This is a genomic window from Pararobbsia alpina, from assembly GCF_965118125.1.
Taxonomy (GTDB): Bacteria; Pseudomonadota; Gammaproteobacteria; order Burkholderiales; family Burkholderiaceae; genus Pararobbsia; species Pararobbsia alpina_A.
In genome coordinates, this window is sequence record NZ_OZ221288.1 from 823,601 (window position 1) to 842,494 (window position 18,894).

19 protein-coding genes are annotated in these 18,894 nt (G+C 62.1%); 6 read left to right on the top strand and 13 right to left on the bottom strand.

Annotated features, from left to right (window positions below; genetic code table 11):
- Nucleotides 1–19 precede the first annotated feature (19 nt).
- Both lpcA and ACMFWR_RS22005 read left to right on the top strand, forming a co-directional pair.
- Entirely contained in the window at nt 20–637 is a 618-nt protein-coding gene (gene lpcA, locus ACMFWR_RS22000) for a D-sedoheptulose 7-phosphate isomerase (protein WP_413196808.1), read from the top strand.
- 48 nt (nt 638–685) lie between these two features.
- On the top strand, nt 686–913 hold the full coding sequence (locus ACMFWR_RS22005; RefSeq protein WP_413196809.1) for a DUF3820 family protein: 228 nt from the start codon (nt 686–688) through the stop codon (nt 911–913).
- Nucleotides 914–1,022: 109 nt separating this feature from the next.
- On the opposite strand, the gene ACMFWR_RS22010 is transcribed toward ACMFWR_RS22005, so the two are convergent.
- Nucleotides 1,023–1,922 (bottom strand): recombination-associated protein RdgC, encoded by a 900-nt coding sequence (locus tag ACMFWR_RS22010; RefSeq protein ID WP_413196810.1) that lies wholly within the window; start codon nt 1,920–1,922, stop codon nt 1,023–1,025.
- A 178-nt stretch (nt 1,923–2,100) separates the two neighbouring features.
- Between ACMFWR_RS22010 and ACMFWR_RS22015 the strand changes: the two genes are divergently transcribed.
- Nucleotides 2,101–2,610, top strand: coding sequence for an AAA family ATPase (locus tag ACMFWR_RS22015; RefSeq protein WP_413196811.1), 510 nt, complete (start codon nt 2,101–2,103; stop codon nt 2,608–2,610).
- A 114-nt stretch (nt 2,611–2,724) separates the two neighbouring features.
- Here the strand turns inward: ACMFWR_RS22015 and ACMFWR_RS22020 are convergent, their stop codons facing one another.
- Nucleotides 2,725–3,165 (bottom strand): PRC-barrel domain-containing protein, encoded by a 441-nt coding sequence (locus ACMFWR_RS22020; RefSeq protein WP_413196812.1) that lies wholly within the window; start codon nt 3,163–3,165, stop codon nt 2,725–2,727.
- Nucleotides 3,166–3,540: 375 nt separating this feature from the next.
- Here ACMFWR_RS22020 and ACMFWR_RS22025 point away from each other — a divergent pair, with 375 nt between their 5' ends.
- Nucleotides 3,541–4,023, top strand: coding sequence for a GyrI-like domain-containing protein (locus tag ACMFWR_RS22025; protein WP_413196813.1), 483 nt, complete (start codon nt 3,541–3,543; stop codon nt 4,021–4,023).
- Nucleotides 4,024–4,139: 116 nt separating this feature from the next.
- On the opposite strand, the gene ACMFWR_RS22030 is transcribed toward ACMFWR_RS22025, so the two are convergent.
- Together ACMFWR_RS22030 and ACMFWR_RS22035 are read right to left on the bottom strand one after the other, a co-directional pair.
- Nucleotides 4,140–5,432 (bottom strand): aspartate carbamoyltransferase, encoded by a 1,293-nt coding sequence (locus ACMFWR_RS22030; protein WP_413196814.1) that lies wholly within the window; start codon nt 5,430–5,432, stop codon nt 4,140–4,142.
- 85 nt (nt 5,433–5,517) lie between these two features.
- Entirely contained in the window at nt 5,518–6,435 is a 918-nt protein-coding gene (locus ACMFWR_RS22035; protein ID WP_413196815.1) for a LysR substrate-binding domain-containing protein, read from the bottom strand.
- Between the two features lie 165 nt (nt 6,436–6,600).
- Between ACMFWR_RS22035 and ACMFWR_RS22040 the strand changes: the two genes are divergently transcribed.
- Nucleotides 6,601–7,191 (top strand): NnrU family protein, encoded by a 591-nt coding sequence (locus ACMFWR_RS22040; protein WP_413196816.1) that lies wholly within the window; start codon nt 6,601–6,603, stop codon nt 7,189–7,191.
- Nucleotides 7,192–7,288: 97 nt separating this feature from the next.
- A complete protein-coding gene (locus ACMFWR_RS22045) occupies nt 7,289–7,732 on the top strand; it encodes a hypothetical protein (protein ID WP_413196817.1) in 444 nt (147 codons plus the stop codon).
- Between the two features lie 111 nt (nt 7,733–7,843).
- Here the strand turns inward: ACMFWR_RS22045 and ACMFWR_RS22050 are convergent, their stop codons facing one another.
- From ACMFWR_RS22050 to ACMFWR_RS22090, 9 genes are all read right to left on the bottom strand, one after another.
- Nucleotides 7,844–8,311 carry an HU family DNA-binding protein gene (locus ACMFWR_RS22050; RefSeq protein WP_413196818.1) on the bottom strand — a complete coding sequence of 156 codons (468 nt, stop codon included), beginning with the start codon at nt 8,309–8,311 and terminating at the stop codon, nt 7,844–7,846.
- A 662-nt stretch (nt 8,312–8,973) separates the two neighbouring features.
- A complete protein-coding gene (locus ACMFWR_RS22055) occupies nt 8,974–9,237 on the bottom strand; it encodes a hypothetical protein (RefSeq protein WP_413196819.1) in 264 nt (87 codons plus the stop codon).
- A 103-nt stretch (nt 9,238–9,340) separates the two neighbouring features.
- Entirely contained in the window at nt 9,341–10,066 is a 726-nt protein-coding gene (locus tag ACMFWR_RS22060; RefSeq protein ID WP_413196820.1) for a winged helix-turn-helix transcriptional regulator, read from the bottom strand.
- Between the two features lie 21 nt (nt 10,067–10,087).
- Nucleotides 10,088–11,509: an ATP-binding protein gene (locus ACMFWR_RS22065; protein ID WP_413196821.1), complete on the bottom strand. Its 1,422-nt coding sequence runs from the start codon at nt 11,507–11,509 to the stop codon at nt 10,088–10,090.
- Nucleotides 11,502–12,179, bottom strand: coding sequence for a response regulator transcription factor (locus tag ACMFWR_RS22070; protein WP_413196822.1), 678 nt, complete (start codon nt 12,177–12,179; stop codon nt 11,502–11,504). The genes ACMFWR_RS22065 and ACMFWR_RS22070 overlap by 8 nt, the downstream gene beginning before the upstream one ends.
- A gap of 354 nt (nt 12,180–12,533) precedes the next feature.
- The gene (locus ACMFWR_RS22075) at nt 12,534–12,662 is read right to left on the bottom strand and encodes a hypothetical protein (protein ID WP_413196823.1); all 129 of its coding nucleotides are present in this window, start codon (nt 12,660–12,662) and stop codon (nt 12,534–12,536) included.
- 1 nt (nt 12,663) lies between these two features.
- A complete protein-coding gene (locus ACMFWR_RS22080) occupies nt 12,664–14,139 on the bottom strand; it encodes an efflux transporter outer membrane subunit (protein WP_413197320.1) in 1,476 nt (491 codons plus the stop codon).
- A 58-nt stretch (nt 14,140–14,197) separates the two neighbouring features.
- The gene (locus tag ACMFWR_RS22085) at nt 14,198–15,379 is read right to left on the bottom strand and encodes an efflux RND transporter periplasmic adaptor subunit (RefSeq protein ID WP_413196824.1); all 1,182 of its coding nucleotides are present in this window, start codon (nt 15,377–15,379) and stop codon (nt 14,198–14,200) included.
- Nucleotides 15,360–18,683, bottom strand: a complete 3,324-nt coding sequence (locus ACMFWR_RS22090) for an efflux RND transporter permease subunit (protein WP_413196825.1) — start codon at nt 18,681–18,683, stop codon at nt 15,360–15,362. Before ACMFWR_RS22090 ends, ACMFWR_RS22085 begins: the two co-directional genes overlap by 20 nt.
- Nucleotides 18,684–18,894 lie beyond the last annotated feature (211 nt).

The following is an 18,894-nucleotide window of genomic DNA, read 5'->3' on the forward strand; positions in this document are numbered from 1 at the left end:
TATTTGCAGGAGTTGCACCATGTCCGAGCTGACCGTCGACACGAACCAGCAAGCCGAGCTGATTCGCGAAATTCGCGCCGAATTCGAAACGGCCGCGTCCGTGCTCGAACGTTTCATGAATGACCCCGCCCAGCTCGAGAAGATCGCGAATGCTGCGCGCCTGCTGTCGAGCGCCTTTGCCGAGGGCGGCAAAGTGTTGTCGTGCGGCAATGGCGGATCGCATTGCGATGCGATGCATTTCGCCGAAGAACTGACGGGACGTTTCCGCGAGAACCGCAAGGGCTTTCCGGCAATCGCCATTTCCGATGTCAGCCACGTGTCATGTGTGGGTAACGACTTTGGCTTTGACTTTATTTTCTCGCGCTACGTCGAAGCGGTTGGCCGTCCGGGCGACGTGCTCCTGGCCATTTCGACATCGGGCAATTCGAAGAATGTGATGAACGCCATGCGCGCAGCGCGCGACGGCGGCATGAAGATCATTGCATTGACGGGCAAGGACGGTGGCGCGATTGCGCGTGAAGGGCTCGCCGATATCGAAATCCGTGTCGCGCACGACCGCTATGCCGATCGCGTGCAGGAAGTCCATATCAAGATCATTCACTCGCTGATCCAGCTGGTGGAACGGCTCGCGGCCTGAGCCTTGGGTGCACCTTCAGCCTGACCGTCAGTCGGCCCCGCCAACACGATGAAGCCCGAAGATCTCGAACGCCTCGTGACCCTTGAAATGCCGTTCGGCAAGTACAAGGGTCGCGTGCTCGCGGACCTGCCGGGGCACTACCTGAACTGGTTCGCGCGCGAGGGCTTTCCCAAGGGCGAAATCGGTCGCTTGCTCGCACTGATGCAGGAGATCGACCATAACGGGCTCAAGCCCCTGCTTGACCCGTTGCGCGGCAAGGCGCGCGCGCCACGGTAGCCGAGAAACCTGATGCCTCCGTACGCCATTGACGTCGCGGCGCGAGCGTTGCGATTGTGAGGCACGAGTGCGCTTCTCTTGACTGCTCTTGCGCCTCACGCACCCTGCTTCAGACCTTCGCTTCTCCGCCGAGCGCATCGACGAGATCACCGAACATCTTCGACAACTCGCCGGTCATCAATACGAGATCGGCATCGAACGTCTCGTCTTCGCCCTGGATCGTCGGATCCGACATGTCCTTGATGACGTCGAGCGGCGCCACGCGCTTGATGGTCAGCGACGGCGTCAGCACGAACGACACGCGATCATTCCACGTCAGCGCGAGCCGCATGCACTGCTTGCCTTCCTTGAGGTGGCGCTGGACTTCGTCGCCTTCGAGCGAATGCCCCGAATAGCGCACCGTCGCATTGCCATCGCCGATCGCACGCAGCTCCGTGTCCTGGTCCACAGTAAAGCCGTAGGGCGCTTCATCAGGCAACAGCCAGCGCGTCATGGCGGCGACCGGTGACGAAGCCGTGCGGACGCTTGCCAGCGGGATCTGATCGATCGATTTGACGAGCAACGACCGGATATCGTCGGCGAGCGCGGCAGATGCGGCGTCGATCACGAGCCACCCGCGTTCGAGATCGATCCATACGCGCGTATCGCGACGAATGCTGAAGGCGCGCGGCATGAGCTCGTCGGTCACGCGCTCCTTGAGCTCGCGCATCTGCTTGCGCCCGGGCTTGAAGCCCTGCTGCTCCTCGATTTCCTGCGCACGTGCTTTGGTAACCTGATTGACCACCGATGCCGGCAGCAATTTTTTCTCAGTCCGATAGACCAGCAGCAACTGTCCGTTGACCGGGTGCGCAAGCAGGCCATTGTCGCGTGGCGACGCCCAGCCCTGCGTTTGCATATCCATCGAGCCCGCAGGGACGAATGCGTACGCGGCGAGCCATTTTTCCATTTGCTCCGGTGTGACTTTCCACGGAGCGGGCAGACGATGAAGCTGGAGATTCTTGAACCACATGGGAAGCGCGGGCAAAGCGCAGCATTCTATACGCGTGCGGGGGGCGACCGCCAGCGCAGACTGCCTGTCCCCTTATCGCGCAAGGTCAAGTCACGCTATAGTGCGGGCCGTACAGATAGCGTGCGGGCCGCACCTGTCCGGGCCGCGCACCCCGCTCGGTGCGCAAGGACTTTTGAATATGTTGATCGTTATCGGAGGCTTGCCCGGGACCGGCAAGACCACGCTGTCGCGCGGACTCGCGCGTGCACTCGCGGGCGTGCATCTTCGCATCGACTCGATCGAGCAAGCCATTCTGCGTGCGCGCGGCGGTGACACCTTTGTCGGTGTCGAAGGCTATGTGACGGCCTACGCCGTGGCCGAAGACAATTTGCGCCTTGGACTCGCGGTCGTCGCCGACTGCGTGAACCCGCTTGCGGTCACGCGCGATGCATGGCGAGATATCGGGCAGCGCGTCGGCGTGCCCGTGATCGAAGTCGAGACCGTGTGCTCGGACGTCGTCAAACATCAGCGGCGCGTGGAAACGCGGCAGGCCGATATCGCGGGGCATCGGATGCCGACCTGGCAGGACGTGCTCGCGCACGATTACGCACCGTGGGATCGCGAACGTGTGGTGATCGATACGGCGCGTCAGACCGTGGCACAGGCATTGACTGCGCTCACGGAACTCGCGGCATCGAAGAAGCGATAAGCCGCACGCTCGGCTCGAGCCTGCGGCCTTGCTCGACCATGCCGGCCACGCTTCAGGCTTTCCGGTCAGACCGGTCCTGCTCATCGAGCAGGACCTTCCGTTCAAGCCCTGCGATCAGTGATGCTCGGCTTCCTTGCGCGAAACCGGCTTCGTCTTGACCTTCGCGTATTCGAACACCGGCAGTTGCTTGAGCGCGTCGCGCGTCGCACCGGCCAGCACGAACTGACCGTTGTCGTTCACGTCGATTTGCGACACGGGAATCGCCACGTCATGACGCGCGACGTGGAGGAAATGGCCCGCGCCGATGATGGCGTACGACACCGAGCCCTCCGGCGCGATGATGATGTCGTCGATCGTGCCGACCGTGTCGCCGTTCTCGTTGAGCACCTTCTTGCCGATGATCGTCTTCTTGACGCTCCAGCCATTGATCACGAGCTCTTGTTGCTCGACCGTCACGCCCAGCGTCGCGCCGCCTGCCACTTGCGCGAACCCGGCCTGCGACGCGGCCGCCAGCGAAACAGCCAACAAGACACCCATCAGACGTTGCTTTGCCATACATAACTCCGGTTAGAGATGCGGTGACGATACGGTTCGTCGAGCATCATGGCCCTGCGGAAAATGAATGCGACGGCCCCTGCGCGAAACGCGCACGGACCGCTCACCCGGCAGGATTGTAGCGATGCACAAAAAACCGCTCAGAGCGGCCTGTCGTGAACACGCGACGCACGACATGCGCAGCGGACGCACGGAGTAGCAAAGGACGAGCCTGATGCCTCGCATCGGACATGGCGAACCGGGCATGTCATGACGTGCGGACACGCACGCAGCGAAGGCGTCCGCCGTCAGTACAAATACGTGCACCGCGACCGACCAAAACGCCCCGCGCCGCGCGTAGAATCAAGCGCCGACATCCACCGGGAGGGTCACGTCATGACGTCTTCGCAAGGCACTGCACTCGAATTGCCCCGCTTCGTCGATGCACCGCAACGTCTGGTCGCCGGGCTCGGCGAGCACTATACGTACACGGCCAGTGAAGGTATCCCGGCGTTATGGCAACGCTTTGGCCCGCATATCGGCAAAGTGCCGAACCAGATGGGTCGCGCCACGATGGGCCTAAGCTACAACGCCGATCAGACGGGCTTTGACTATCTCGCCGGTGTCGAAGTGTCGAGCACCGACGGCATCGACGGAACCTTCCAGATCGTCACCCTTCCCGCGGGCCGCTATGCGGTATTCCGGCATCAGGGGCACGTCTCAGGTATCCGCGGAACGTGCGAGCAGATCTGGCGCGACTGGCTGCCGACGTCGGGCGAGCAATTTGCACCGACGCCGATGTTCGAACGCTATGGCGAAGAGTTCGACCCGGCCACCGTCAGTGGCGTCGTCGAAATCTGGTGCCCGCTCGCAACGTAACGAGCGCGTCGATTGACCGCGTCATCGACTGCTCGCTGAGTAGACGGCTCGCATAGTCGACGGCTCGCTTAGGCGAATTACCGCTCGGTCGAATTGCCGTTCAGTCGATCGACCGCTTAATCGATACCGTGAAACACCGCGTCGTCCGGCCCGAGATAGGTCGGATGGCGCCACGTTGCGTCGCGCATCGAATGCTGCACCTGGCGATCCACGCCCAGCAGCACAGCAAACAAGGCCATCCGCACCGGGATGCCGTTATCCGTCTGCCGGAAAATCGCCAGCCGCGGATCGTGATTGAGGTCGACGCTCAGGTCATTCGCACCGGGACGGCTGTCGCGCGGCAACGGGTGCATGAGCAAGGTGTCGCGTCCGCACGCCGCGTCGAGCAGCGCCTGATTGATCTGGAAATCAGGCGTGTAACCCTCGATCGACTCGTCGGCGAAACGCTCTTTCTGAATACGCGTCGCGTAGACCACGTCGGCGCCCTTGAGGCCTTCGACGAGATTCTGCGTCTGCTCGACAACGTGGCCGTTGGTCGAGATCTTGTCGATGATGTGATCGGGCATTTCGAGCCCGCGCGGCGCGATCAGCGTGATTTTGAGGCCGCGGTAAAGCGCAAGCAGCTTGCCGAGCGAATGCACCGTGCGGCCGTATTTGAGGTCGCCGACAAAGGCGATATGCGCACCGTCGACAATCTTTCCGAGCCGCGAGAATTCGCGCTGGATCGTATAGAGATCGAGCAGCGCCTGACTCGGATGCTCACCGGGTCCGTCGCCGCCATTGATCACCGGCACGTGCGTCGCGCGTGCGAACTCGGCTACGGAGCCTTGTTCCGGGTGCCGCACCACGAGTGCATCGACATACCCCGCCATCACGCGGCTCGTGTCGTAAATCGATTCGCCCTTGGCCATCGACGAGAACGTGAAGCCGGTCGTATCGCAGACGGAACCGCCAAGCCGGCAGAATGCCGCGCCAAAACTCACGCGCGTCCGCGTGCTGGCCTCAAAGAACAAATTGCCGAGCACCGCGCCCTCAAGCACACGCGAAATCTTCTGGCGTCGTGCGATGGGCTGCATGACATCGGCCACGCGGAACAGCGCTTCGACCGAATCGCGCGAAAACTGATCGACCGAAATGAGTTGCGGCCGGCCTTCGAACAGGATCTGGCTTGCCGCGGTCGACGAATGTACGCTTTGCGTAGCACCGGCTTCGGTCGCCGCACTGCCGAGGATCTCCGTGACAAAACGCTCGACGATATCCGGCATCGCGCGGCTTTCCGCGGAATCCTCAGGTAAGAGCCATGTGTCGAGCGCGCGTCGCGACACGCCGATACGATTCGAAAACGCATCGCGCGTCATGTTGAGGCGGCGCATCGCATCGCGAAGAAAGACTTGTTGAGGGCTGCTCATGAGGGTCACCGTGCAGGAGATGTACGCGGTGCGCATAGTAGCAATTCAACCCAGCAAGTCAAGGGAAGAATACGAAACGCCGCTTCTACTCGAGCGCGGCGGGATCGCTCAGCGCCGGGTTCGAGCGCAGCGTCTCGATGGCGAGATCGAGAAATGCACGGACCTTGCGCGCGGCATTCCGGCCTTCGCGATGAATCACGTGAATCGGCACGGCAGGCTGCTCGAACGGCGACAGCACAATACGCAGACGCCCTTCGCGCACCGCATCGGCAACCTGATAAGACAGCACGCGCGCGATGCCGAAGCCCGACTCCGCGGCCGCGATTGCCGAATCGTTCGTCGTCGTGTTCAGACGTGGGTGCGCCGACGACACTACCGATTGCCCATCGACGACGAAGCGCCACTCGGTGGGTGCAGAACTCCCCGACGTCGAGATCGTGATATGCGAGTTAAGGTCGTCGGGTTGTTCGGGCGCGCCCCGTTGCTCGAGATAGGCCGGCGATGCTACAAAAACCCGGCGCACCGCGCCGACTCGCACGGCCTGCAACGACGAACTCGCGAGCGGGCCGATGCGCACCGCGACGTCGATGCCTTCCTCGACGAGATTCACGACGCGATCGACGAACCAGCAGTGGGCGTCGACATCGGGATAACGCGTGAGATAGTCCGTCATGACCGGCATCACGTGCATGCGACCGAACAAACTCGGCGCGGTGACGACGAGCTGCCCGCGCGGTGAGCCGTGCGTACCCGCGGCGGACAGCTCGGCGTCTTCGATCTCCGAGAGAATGCGCCTGCAGTCCTCGAAATAGGCACTGCCCGCTTCAGTCAGACGCACCACACGCGTCGTGCGCGTGAGCAATCGCACGCCGAGATGGTCCTCGAGTTCGGTCACGACCCGGCTGACCACGGAAGGCGAAACGGCGAGCTTGCGAGCGGCCGAAGCAAAGCCGCCTGTATCGACAACAGAAATGAATGTCGTCATCGCCTGCAAGCGATCCATGCTGTGCCTTCGAGAGGATACGGTTGGGCAAGGAGCATAACCGATCGCCCGGTGCGCCATCGAGTTCGGCGATAATCCGCAGCACATGTGCGTTGACATCGAACCGGGCATACACCCGGCTTTCATGCAGTCCGTCGTTGCAATACCCCACGATAAGGAGCATCGATGATTCTTCTGCTGGCAGGTCTCGTTCTGTTTCTTGGCATGCATTCGATCCACATCGTCGCAAGCGACTGGCGCGATGCGCGGATCGCGCAGCTCGGCTATCAGCGCTGGAAGGGGGTGTACTCCCTTGCGTCGATTGTCGGGTTCGTGCTCATCATCGTTGGCTTCGGCATGGCGCGCAAAACGAGCGCGCCGCTCTGGATCGCACCGCCCGGCATGCGTCATGCGACGGAACTGCTGACGCTGATTGCGTTCGTTCTGATCGCGTCGACCTATGTCCCGAACAATCCGATCAAGGCATCGGTGCGTCACCCGATGGTGCTCGGCACTGCATGCTGGGCACTCGGTCACCTGCTTGCCAACGGCAGCGGCGCCGATGCCCTGCTTTTCGGGGCCTTTTTCGTGTGGGGCATCGTCTCTTTCGTCGTCGATCGCGGCCGTGACCGCAACCCGAACCACTTCGAGAACGCGAGTGCTTCGACCGGCACCGCAAGCGGCGCGGTCGTGACGGTCATCGTCGGCGTCGTTGCCTGGGTCGTCTTCGCGTTCTGGCTACACGGCCCGTTGATCGGTGTGCGCCCCTTCGCGTAGTCGTACGGCACGCAACACATACACCCTGTTACGTCGTCGACCGATGGCTTGAAGGTAGAATCGAGCGCTTATGTCTCGTTGTACGGAACAAGTTCTTATGGATATTCAGGCGCAGCTCGACGAACTCGCACAGCGCGTGGGCAATCTCTCGGCAGACAACAAAGCGACGAATGCACCGGCATCGACACCAGCGTCGACGCCGGTAGCGCCCTCCGAGCCCCCGACATTGCAGGTTGCGCGTCCTCAACAAAACGTGATCACGATGACGATTGGTGGCCAGACCGTCGCGCTGGGACCGAACGATATCTCCGAGATGATCGATCAACTCGCGCAGGCACGCGCGACGATGACGCCAGAGATCCCACTTCAGGTTGTGCCCGGCAAGTCATTTGCGGCGACGAAAGACCCGGTCATCGCGGCACAGACCGTGGCCCAGGGCAACAAGCTCATGCTGTTGCGTCATACCGGCTTCGGCTGGGTACCGTTTACCTGCTCGCCGCAATGGCTTGCAGAAATGCTCGCCGTGCTCTCGCGCAAATAATTCGTTTCGCATGCACAAAAAAATGGCCGCCGGATTCTGCTCGTGAATCCGGCGGCCATTCCAGCCTTTTGCCGCTAACTTCGGGCTTGGGCCTTGATTACATCATGAGCTTCAAGCAGCTGCGTCCTTGAGCTTCTTCAGCGGGCGTACCTTGACCTTGACGCTTGCCGGCTTGGCCGGGAACCAACGCTCTTGACCCGTGAACGGATCCTTGCCGAAGCGCTTCTTCTTGGCCGGCACTTGCTGAACCGTGACCTTGAGCAGGCCCGGCAGCGTGAACTCGCCTGCACCCTTCTTATGCACTGCGCCGAGCACCGTAGCTTCGAGATGCGCGAGAACTGCCTTCACAGCCTTGGCATCCAGTTGCGTTTGCTCGACGAGGTGGCTCGTCAGGCTCGACTTGTTGAACACATCCTTCAGCGGCTTCAGCGCTGCCGGCGTTGCAGCAGCCTTCGTCGCAGCAGCCTTCGGTGCAGCCTTAGTTGCAGCCTTCTTTGCCGGTGCTGCTACCTTCTTGGCCGGAGCGGCCTTCTTGGCAGGAGCCTTCTTTGCAGCGGTCGCAGTAGATTTGGTCGCCATATAAAGAATAGAGTTTGATGAGTTGAACAAGCGCGCTGCATCGCCGACGACCGGCTACTCATTGCGCTGGGCAAAATAATAGCGGAAACACTGCGCTGCGCATCATCTCTTCGTCCGAACATGATGCTTTTTTTCATCAAAGTGGGGGACAGGGGCCCACTTTTCAGCTTGTCGGCTTCAAAACAACGCTTTTTACAGCTTTTTTATCCGCTCTGTCGTACCGCACACACCTCACAAGCACCTTCAAAAACGTGCAAGCCCATCGACATCCATCACCTGTTAGCAGGCTGTCTGCGGGCTCAGTCTGTTAACGGCAACGCCGTCGCGTTCTTGATCCGGTGTGGTTCAACCCATGCATCAAACTCGAAAAACCCCTGAAATCAGGCTTCAATTCGCTTCAATCGAGGCCCCCGCGCGCTCGCGACCTCGGGAAAACACGCAGTCCTCGCAGCCTGGGCATGACAAAGGACCCGCCTTCATCCGGGCTGCATGTATCGTAAATCGAGGGGAATCTGCGTAAAAAGCAGCGGCTGCGGTGAGCCTTTGCAGGGAACATCGTGTGCTATGCGAATGAGAAACCGGCACGCACACACCGACACGAACCGCTCATCGTTGCGCTATATCGCTTGATCTGAGGGCCGTGCCGGTCGGTGATACAGGACTCAGTGATGCGCGTAAATCGTCGAATCGAGGTGCTTGAGCTCGCCATCGCGTTGAGCGTGCACGAGGTCCCGATACACTTGAGCGCGCGTTTCCGGTTGGGTGACGCCCGAATCGGCGACCATCGACACCTGCGCATCCGGAGCGGCGGTCGCCGCGATCGGAGCCTGCGTCGTGCCCTGAGCCGGCGCGTTCGTATCAGCAAAAGCCTGGCCTGCTGCGAACACACCCACTGCCGCGCATGCAATCGTCAATGCCTTGATCATGTCGAATCCTCTCTGTCTTTCCGTGTCGTTGCCGTCGTCGTCGATGTGACTGGCGATCCGGTAAGAGACAGAATAAGGACCCGGGCCTAGCAGGCCGGCCTCTTCAGAATGAAGGATTGTTTAGGGGCTGTACCAGACGGTATCCCATGCCGGCCACCGTCTCGATCGAGAGCGCGAAGCCCCCGGCTTCGAGCTTTTTGCGCAGGCGCGAGATCACGAGATTGACGCTCGAGGGATTGATATCGTCCTTGTCGGGCCATGCATAGCGTGTGATCTCGGCACGTGCGATCGCCGCATCGCGCGCACGCATCAGACATTCGAGCAGCAGGAATTCATGACGTGTGAGGGATGTGCGGCGATCCCCCTGCACCACCGCACGTGCCTGAACATCGAGCCGCGGAATGGACGACGCGGCTGTACCCGCCGCCGCACGGACGGGCTCGACACCGTCGGCGACCCGCTTTTCGCGCAGCGCATGCAGGCGTCGAACGCGCTCATGCAGTTCCATAAACGAGAATTGCCGCGGAAAACACGCGTCGATACCGAGCCAGAGCAACTCGGAGCGCGCGGTCGGATCGGGGACGTCGCCGATCGCGACCAGGGTAGCGCCCTGCACATTGCGTGCTAGCTCACGGGCCGATGCCAGGAAACCGGCTACGTCACCGACCGCACTCATATGCAGGATGACGGCATCGAAGGGCTCGCTCGCCGCCACGAACAACGCGTCGCGGACATCGCGAATCGGCTCGAGACTATGTGCCGCCTCGACCAGTGCCTTATGGAGATAACGCGTGTCGGCGCTCTCTTCCGCAATCAGAAGGATTCGCATCAGTGCCTCTCCCCTCGCCGTTCAAGCGAGCGTTCTCGCCCAGCAATCGAACGTGACGCGGGTGCCGGGGTTGGCCGCCTCGATCGTCAGCCCGAAGTCGTGCAGCCCGACAATCGCCGAGACGATCGACAGCCCGAGCCCCGATCCGGCAATATGGCGGCTGCTTTCCGCGCGGTAGAACCGCTGAAGGACCGCATCGCGATCAGCGGCAGGAATGCCCCGTCCGGTGTCGCGCACTTCAATACGCGGCCCGGAATGGGTCGCCAGCAACGCGAGCTTGACGCCGCCCTGCTCCGTAAATTTGATCGCGTTATCGAGCAGATTGCTCAAGGCCTCGAACAGCAACGCGCGGTCGCCATGGATGACGAGCTCGTTGTTTTCCCCGATATCCGCAACGAAATCGATGCCTTTGTCTTCGGCGAGCGGCCCGTACAGATCCTCGAGATCGGCCAGCAAAGGACGCAGCGCAAAGCGCTCGAACTCGCCGCGCCGGCGCATCGACTCGATTTCCGAGATCCGCAGCATCGCGCGGAACCGTTCGAGAAGCGAATCGGTATTGGCCTCGGCATATTCAAGCAGGCGCGCAAGCTCCGCGTCGGGCACATCGCCAAGGGTCGCTGCGCGCGCACGCGCCTGGGTCAGCGTCTTGCGCACGTGAGCCAGCGGCGTACGCAGATCGTGCGCGACGCCGTCGCACGCCCCCTTCACTTCGGCCATCAGGCGCGCAATGCGCTCGAGCATGTGGTTGACCAGGTGCGCGAGCATATCGAGTTCATCGCGTCCGCCCATCGGCAGGCGGCGATCGAGGTTGCCGTTCACGATCTGCTCGATCACGCGCTGCGTCTCGTGAATGCGCCGGAACTGCCGCAGGCTCACGATATATCCGCCGCCCATGCCCGTGACGAGCGCAAGCAGACCGCTCCAGACAAGGGCGTCGCGAATCGCATCGTGAATTTCGGCAATCGGCTGCACATTGCGCGCGACAAGCAACACCCGCGAATCGGGCAGCCTGACCGCCAGCGCGCGCGTATTGCTGTGCTCGGCATCCATGACGGGCAGGCGATCTCCCAGGGGATGCCCGATCCCATCCGCCGGCAACGCCGGCGGCAACGCGCGAACGTTGCCCGTGATCCGCTGGCCCTGCGCATCGAACAATCCGAAGTAGTTGGATTGCATGTGCTCCTGCTCGATGCGCCGGTCGATCGCCTCTGCCACCTGTGAAGGCGCAAGCTTCGAGTAGTAATGCGCTTCCCAATAGAGCGTGTGATCGGTCTGATCCGACATGAACGCCGTCACGCGCCACATGATGATGCTCAGGATGGCGACCACGGCGAGCGAGAACAGCAGCGAGTAGGCAGTCAGCAGGCGGAACGTCGATGTGTGCCAGCGCCGGGGCAGCGGCGCGAATGCATGCGCCGTGCCGATGGAAGACAGGCTATTCAAGAATGTACCCCGATCCCCGAACGGTTCGAATAAGCGGGCGCTGCCCCGGCAAATCGATCTTGCGGCGCAGTCGGCCCAGATGAACGTCAATCAGATTGCTGCCCGGGTCGAAGTGATATCCCCAGACAGCCTCAAACAACATGCCGCGTGTGACGAGCTGTGCAGCATTGCGCATCAGGAATTCAAGCAAGCGATATTCGGTCGGCAGCAGCTCGAGCGGCGTGCCGGCGCGAGCCGCCGTGCGTGCGCCGAGATCGAGTTCAAGCGTGTCGACACACAGCGTGCGCACCTGCACCGTGTCCGCCTCAGCCTGGCGCCGCAACAGGACGTTGAGCCGCGCCGCCATTTCCTCGACATCAAAGGGCTTGGTCAGATAGTCGTCGCCCCCTGCACGCAGACCGCGCACGCGCTCATCGACATCGCCGAGCGCGCTCAGCATCAGCACGGGTGTTTCGATGCCGAGACTGCGCAGCGTCGTCACAATCGTGAGTCCGTCGACGCCGGGCAACAGCCGGTCGAGCGTGATGGCGTCGTAACCGCCGCTCATCGCGCGCACCATGCCGTCGCGGCCGTTATCGACCCATTCCGTGGAGTAACCGTGCGTGCCGAGCGTAGCGAGGATTTCCTCTGCAACAGCCGCGTCGTCTTCGATCGTAAGTACTTTTGCCATGACACCGATTCGCGTCGTCAATCGGAAACGTCAAAAGCCCGGAACCGCGATGCGGAGGCCGCACAGCGTTTCCGTCCTGACCCAGCCTGAGACGCAGTGTAAGGCGCTCGAACGATCGAACGTCTTTCGGTTTCATGAAGAAGAATTTAGTCGAAGCGCCTCACCGTTCAAATCAGTGTTCAAATCAGCGTTCAAATCGACGCGCTAAACAGCCCTTGAATATCAAGCGCACGATTAGCGCATACCTGAACCGCGAATGTCCAATGAGTGAATACCTGAATATCAAATAGCGACGAGGCAGCCGATCGGCCCCGGGTTCAGTCGAGTTCAGGCTTGTATCAAGCGTTCGCGGTATTAATTGCTATAGATATTGCAGAACGACGGGGGGCCGACGCAGTCTTCGTGATCGGGATGAAGCCCCGCACAACCCGCCATCAATACACTTGCCGCCACTGCCACGACCACCAGCCACACCTTCTTCATTTCAGACTCCATCGTTGGATGCCGTCGCCACCACGGCGCTACCGGCCTGCTGCGGCGCGGGTTGATGCGGTGCGTCGGCCTGCGGCGCTTCCGACCAGCCGCCGCCGAGCGCACGCACCAGCCCGACGCTCGCGTGCAGGTAGCGCGTACGCAAATCGATCGCTGAGCGCGCGGCCTCCAGCGCCGCGGTCTGTGCATCGAACACATCGAGATAACTGACGGCGCCCGCCTGATACTGGTCAAGCGCAAGCTCGAGCGTGCGGCGTGCGTTCTGCACCGCGAGATCCTGCGAGCGCGCCTCGTCACGCAGCTTCCCGAGCAGCGCGAGGTTGTCTTCGACCTGCTGGAACGCGTGAAGCACGGTCGACTTGTATTGCGCGGCCGACTCGTTGAGCTTTGCGTGCGCGGCATCGAGCTGCGCTTCATGACGTCCCGCATCAAACAGCGTGGCCGTCAACGCGGGCCCAATGGCCCAGAACAAATTCGGCGCCGAGAGCCAGTTTGCGGTCTGCGTGCTCTGGAAACCGATGATCGGCGACAGCGTGAGATCCGGGAAAAACGCTGCACGTGCGATGCCGATCGACGCATTGGCAGCCGAAACACGCCGCTCCGCTGCCGCAATATCGGGGCGACGCTCGAGCAAGGTCGACGGCACGTCGACCGGAATGGCATCGAAATTCAGCGGCGACGGATCGGCGCTCACGGAGAAATCCGAGGCCGGCACGCCCACCAGACTTGCAATGGCATGCTCGTTCAGTGCACGTTGCCCTTCGACATCGGAGATCTGCGCGCGCACGGTGTAGAGACTCGTGCTCGCGCGTGTCATATCTTCGGCCGGCGCAATGCCGCCCTTGTAGCGGTTCGTCGCGATAGTCAGCGCATGCTGGTACGCGGCTTCGCTGTCGCGCAACAGGCGCAACTGCGAATCGTCGCCGCGCAACGAGAAATACGCGTCGGCGAGCTTGGCGTGCAGGCTCAGGCGCACCGATTCCATATCGTCCGTCGTCGCTTGCGCAAGGTCCCGGCTCGCGTTGACCTCGTTGCGAATCTTGCCCCAGAGGTCGAAGTCGTAGTCGAGTTCCATGCCGATCGTGTCAGCTCCGTACTCGTCGGGCTGACCACTGCCGCGCAACGGCCGGTTGTCGGATTGGCGATTGTTGCTGACGGTCGCCCCGATCCCCACGGTCGGATACAGATGCGAGCGTGTCTGCGCGAGGAACGCATTGGCCTCGTCGTCGCGCGCGACCGCGGCGGCCAGATCGGGGTTGGCCTTGTCGACCTGCTGCTCGAGGCTCGACAGCTCCGCGTCATGCGCGCCATCCCACCAGTTGCCGCGAGACAAACGGTCCGCGGGCGCGGCAGGCGCCCAGGGTCCCTGCTCTTTATAGTGCGCGGGAACATCGACGACGGGCTTCTGATAGACGGGCGCGAGTGAGCAGCCACCGAGCATGAGCACCGCCGCCACGATGGCCGGCATCGCGAACGACGGTGCGGCGAACAGTGGCCCGGAAAACAACGGCTCAGCAAACAATGACTTAGCCCTGCGCATCGGCGCCTCCCCCATGCGCGGTGCGCGCGATGCGCACGGCATCACCCTGCGTGAGCGAATCCGGCGGGTTGTCGATGACACGGTCGCCGGGCTCGACGCCGGAGCCGATTTCGACTTCTTCGCCGAGATCGCGTGCAATCGTCACGCGTTTCATCACGACATGACCATCCGCGCCGATCGTCGCGACCTGTTCGCCGTGATCGCCGAGAATCAAGGCACTCGCGGGGAGCTGGAGCGCGTGCGTGCCGCCGTCGAGCGTCAGATGAACCTGCGTGTACGCGCCCGGGATCAGTTGCCCCTTCGCGTTGTCGCACAGCAGCTCGATCGTGATGGCGCCGTTCGCCGCGTTGACCGCACTTGCGCTGCTCACATACTTTGCATCGAAGACCTTGCCCGGATGCTCGGGCACGGTCAGCGTCGCATTCAGCTTGTCGCCAATCGCGCCCGCTTCGTTCTGCGGCACATCGACGTAAACGCGCAATTGCTTCTCATCGGCGACGCGGAACAATTCGGGTCCTTGCCCACCGCCGGCGCTGATCAGGTCGCCGATATCCGTGCGTCGCTCAGTCACAATGCCATCGAACGGCGCAGTGATCGTCTTGTAGTTTTCCAGCGCTTCGAGCCGCTCGACATTCGCCTTCGCTGCCTGCACCGCCGCAAGCTTGACCTGCGCATCGCCCGTCTTTTCGTCGACGGCCTGTTGCGACACGGAGTCCGTCTCAAGCATTTGCGTCCAGCGCTTCGCCGTGGTCTGCGCGAGTTGTGCGGCCGCTTGCGCATTGGCGAGATCGGCCTGCGCCTGCGAAAGCTGCGCGTTGAGGTCAGGCGTTTCGATCTCGGCGAGCACTTGTCCCTTGTGCACGCGCGCACCGATATCGACATTCCACGATTTCAGATAGCCGCTCACGCGCGCGTAGATCGGCGCATCGTAGTTGGCGGCGAGACGGCCCGGCAACGTGAGTTGCTGCGCACCTTCCGACATCACGGGACGGATGACGCTGACCGTGGCAATCGCCTGAGCCTGCGTCCAGTGTTCGAGACCGGCTCGTTCGTGCGCGCGGCTCCAGACACCCTGGGCCACGACCGCGCCCACCACGAGGAGCGCTACAACAGTAATGACGTGGCGGCGCGAGCGGGCGCGCACATCGTCATGCTTCGGATCGACCATCTGCTTCTCCGGAATGGGGGGTAGAGGCGCCGTCGTGCCGATGCACGAGGCTGAAAATCACAGGAACGAACAACAGCGTCGCGCATGTCGCCGCGAGCAGGCCGCCGATCACCGCGCGTCCCAAAGGCGCGTTTTGTTCGCCGCCGTCACCAAGACCGAGCGCCATCGGCGCCATGCCGATGATCATGGCGAGCGCTGTCATCAGCACCGGCCGGAACCGCGTAAAGCCCGCTTCGAGTGCGGCCTGCACCGCGTTGCCCGTTGCCGCCAGGCGTTCCCGCGCGAAGCTCACGACCAGGATCGAGTTGGCGGTGGCCACCCCCATGCACATGATTGCGCCGGTGAGTGCAGGCACCGAGAGCGTCGTATGCGTGACGAACAGCATCCAGACAATGCCGGCAAGTGCCGTCGGCAACGCCGTGATGATCACGAACGGGTCGACCCACGAGTGGAAATTGACGACGATCAGCAAGTAGATCAGCACGATCGCGCCCGCCAGACCGAACAACAGGCCTGAAAACGCGGTGTTCATCGTCTGGACCTGACCTTCGAGGTGCACCGACACACCATTGGGGGCGTTGACCGCGTTGTCCTTGACGATGCGCTGGATCGCTGAAGCGACGCTCCCCAGGTCACGTCCTTGCGTCGTGGCAAAGATATCGATGACCGGCTCGATCGCATCGTGCGACACCACGGCGTCGCTGCGATGCCGCGTAATCGTTGCGAGTGCGCCGAGAATCTGCGACGGGCGGCCCGGCGCGCCCGTGACAGGCAGGTCTTCGAGATCGCTGAGATTGTCGATGTTGTATTGCGGCGTCTGCGCCGAAATCGCATACGACACGCCGTTGCGCGGATTGAGCCAGTACGCGGGCGCCACCTGCGAGCTGCCCGCAAGTGCCACCGTCAATGCGTTGGTCACGTCCCGCTCGGTAATCCCCAACTCACTCGCGCGGGTGCGGTCGACGTCGACACGGATCTGCGGACGCCGCAGCGATTGCTGAATACGTGCATCGGCCACGCCCGGGATTTCGCGGATCTGACGCAGCAAGCGGTTGGCGTACGCTGCATCAGCAGAGAGATTACGGCCGCGCACCTGCAGGTCGATCGGCGCGGGTGAACCGAAGTTCAGGATCTGACTCGTGATATCCGCGGGCAGAAACGCAAAGGTCACACCCGGAAAGGCCTGCGGCAGCACCGAGCGCAACGTCTTCACGTAGCCCGCGGTCGGCGTGTGGTTCTCGTTCAGCGAGACCAGCAAGTCGCCGTCCTGCTCACCGATCGTGCCGGTGTTGTTGTACGCGATATTCAGGCCGCTCACCGGCAAGCCGAGGTTGTCGACCATGCCCGAGAGTTGATCCGGCGGAATCGTCGAGCGGATTTTGGCTTCGATGCGATCGAACAACGCAGCCGTATCTTCGATGCGCAGGCCGACCGGCGCGCGCACGTGGATCGCAATCTGTCCGGCATCGACGTCCGGGAAGAAGTTGCGGCCCAGCGTCGGCACCAGCGCGAACGACAGCAACGTCACGCCGAGAAAGCCGATGATAAAGACCTTGCGATTGTCGAGCGCACGCACCAGCACGTTGCGATAGCCCGCGCGAAAAGCGGTGAAGCGCCGTTCGAAGCCGAGCTGGAATCGCTTGAACGGATTGCGGGTTGTCGGTGCCGTGTGCGTCGCATGTGCTGCATGTGCCGCGTGCGCTGCGTGCTCCGAGTCCGAGCCTGCTGCAGCGTGCTCTCCTTGTGCCGGCATCCCGTCATGCGCACCGTGCGGCTGCATCATGACTTCGAGTTCGACCGACGCATGCGGCGTCCCGGCCTTGTGTTCGCGCAACAGATATTTGGCGAGCGTCGGCACCAGCGTACGCGACAGGATGAACGACGCGATCATCGCGAAGATCACCGCCTCGGCCATCGGCACGAACAGATACCGTGCGACGCCGTCGAGCATCAGCATCGGCACAAACACGATACAGATACAGAGCAGCGACACGAAGGCCGGCCCGACGATCTGCTTCGCGCCATCCATGATCGACTGCTCGACGGTCTTGCCCTGCTCCAGATGCCAGTTGATGTTCTCGATCGTGACCGTCGCATCGTCGACAAGGATCCCGACCGCGAGCGCGAGACCGCCGAGCGTCATGATATTGAGTGTCTCACCGAGCACAGAGAGACCGATGATCGACGACAGCACCGCGAGCGGAATCGATGCGGTGATGATCAGCGTCGAGCGCCAGCTCGCCAGGAACAGCAGGATCATCAGGCTCGTAAGTGCCGCTGCAATCACCCCTTCGCGCGCCACGCCGCTGATCGCGCCCTTGACGAACACCGACTGATCGGTGATGACATTGAGCTCCATGCCGGGCGGCAAGTTCTTGCGCATCTCGGGAAGCATGGCGCGCACACCGTTCACGATATCCAGCGTCGACGCCGAGCCGCTCTTGAGCACGGTCAGCAGCACCGAACGGCCGCCGTCGACCCGCACGACGTTGGACTGCGGCGGATAGCCGTCGCGCACGTGAGCCACGTCACGGATCAAAACGGGCGTGCCGTCGATCGTTTTGATCGGCAGGTTATTCAGTTCGTCGATGACATCGGGGCTGTTGTTGAGTTTGACTTCGTACTCATCGGTGCCAATCTTTTCCGTGCCGACCGGTGTGATCTGATTACCCGAGGCGAGCGCATCGTCGACGTCCTGCGGCGAGAGTCCTTTCGAGCGCAAGGCCTGGGGGTCGACGTCCACCTGCACTTCCCGGACCTTGCCGCCATACGGCTGCGCGATCGATGCCCCGGCGATGCTCGCGAGCTTCGGCCGGATAAAACTGTTCGCGTAGTCGAACAGCTTCGACTCGCCAACCGTCTTGCTCGACAATGTGAGCTGCATGATCGGCACCGTCGACGCGCTGTAGTTGATGATCAGCGGCGGCGTGATCCCGGCCGGATACGACTTGAGCACCGTCTGCGAGATCGACGTGACCTGTGCGGTCGCGGTGCGGATATCGACGTTCGGCTGGAAGAAGATCTTGACGATGCCGAAGCCCGGCAGCGACGTGGACTGAATCGTCTTGATGTCGTTGACGGTCGAGCTCAGCGTGCGCTCATACGAGAAAATGATCCGCCCGGCCATATCGTCGGGCGAGAGGCCGTTATACGACCAGATCACACTGATCACCGGAATCTTGATGTCCGGAAAAATATCGGTCGGCGTGCGCATCGCCGCGAGCGGACCCGCAAGCAGAATCAACAGCGCCAGCACAATAAAGGTATAGGGCCGCACAAGTGCGAGCCGCACGATTTTCAACATCAGCCAAGGCCCCCGGTCGTCGACATCTGAACTTGCTCCTGCCAGTGGTTTTTGCACGGCGCCATGATGCTGAAATCCGCGTAAATAAACGCGCATCGGCAGATGAAACAAACTTCAATGTCCGGGAGTGGAATCGAAGGGCGAGCGCCCTCCGCGAAACTCGACATCGATCCGACGCAGAGAGGCTGAGGAAACGTGGAAAGCAGACGCG

Coding starts and splice junctions, on each gene's coding strand:
- ACMFWR_RS22040 (WP_413196816.1), top strand. CDS start 6,601: ATGATTCTTCTGCTGGCAGGTCTCGTTCTGTTTCTTGGCATGCATTCG.
- ACMFWR_RS22080 (WP_413197320.1), bottom strand. CDS start 14,139: ATGCCGGCCATCGTGGCGGCGGTGCTCATGCTCGGTGGCTGCTCACTC.
- ACMFWR_RS22005 (WP_413196809.1), top strand. CDS start 686: ATGAAGCCCGAAGATCTCGAACGCCTCGTGACCCTTGAAATGCCGTTC.
- ACMFWR_RS22070 (WP_413196822.1), bottom strand. CDS start 12,179: ATGGCAAAAGTACTTACGATCGAAGACGACGCGGCTGTTGCAGAGGAA.
- ACMFWR_RS22010 (WP_413196810.1), bottom strand. CDS start 1,922: ATGTGGTTCAAGAATCTCCAGCTTCATCGTCTGCCCGCTCCGTGGAAA.
- ACMFWR_RS22030 (WP_413196814.1), bottom strand. CDS start 5,432: ATGAGCAGCCCTCAACAAGTCTTTCTTCGCGATGCGATGCGCCGCCTC.
- ACMFWR_RS22055 (WP_413196819.1), bottom strand. CDS start 9,237: ATGATCAAGGCATTGACGATTGCATGCGCGGCAGTGGGTGTGTTCGCA.
- ACMFWR_RS22085 (WP_413196824.1), bottom strand. CDS start 15,379: ATGGTCGATCCGAAGCATGACGATGTGCGCGCCCGCTCGCGCCGCCAC.
- ACMFWR_RS22035 (WP_413196815.1), bottom strand. CDS start 6,435: ATGGATCGCTTGCAGGCGATGACGACATTCATTTCTGTTGTCGATACA.
- ACMFWR_RS22075 (WP_413196823.1), bottom strand. CDS start 12,662: ATGAAGAAGGTGTGGCTGGTGGTCGTGGCAGTGGCGGCAAGTGTATTG.
- ACMFWR_RS22045 (WP_413196817.1), top strand. CDS start 7,289: ATGGATATTCAGGCGCAGCTCGACGAACTCGCACAGCGCGTGGGCAAT.
- ACMFWR_RS22020 (WP_413196812.1), bottom strand. CDS start 3,165: ATGGCAAAGCAACGTCTGATGGGTGTCTTGTTGGCTGTTTCGCTGGCG.
- ACMFWR_RS22015 (WP_413196811.1), top strand. CDS start 2,101: ATGTTGATCGTTATCGGAGGCTTGCCCGGGACCGGCAAGACCACGCTG.
- ACMFWR_RS22090 (WP_413196825.1), bottom strand. CDS start 18,683: ATGTTGAAAATCGTGCGGCTCGCACTTGTGCGGCCCTATACCTTTATT.
- lpcA (WP_413196808.1), top strand. CDS start 20: ATGTCCGAGCTGACCGTCGACACGAACCAGCAAGCCGAGCTGATTCGC.
- ACMFWR_RS22050 (WP_413196818.1), bottom strand. CDS start 8,311: ATGGCGACCAAATCTACTGCGACCGCTGCAAAGAAGGCTCCTGCCAAG.
- ACMFWR_RS22060 (WP_413196820.1), bottom strand. CDS start 10,066: ATGCGAATCCTTCTGATTGCGGAAGAGAGCGCCGACACGCGTTATCTC.
- ACMFWR_RS22025 (WP_413196813.1), top strand. CDS start 3,541: ATGACGTCTTCGCAAGGCACTGCACTCGAATTGCCCCGCTTCGTCGAT.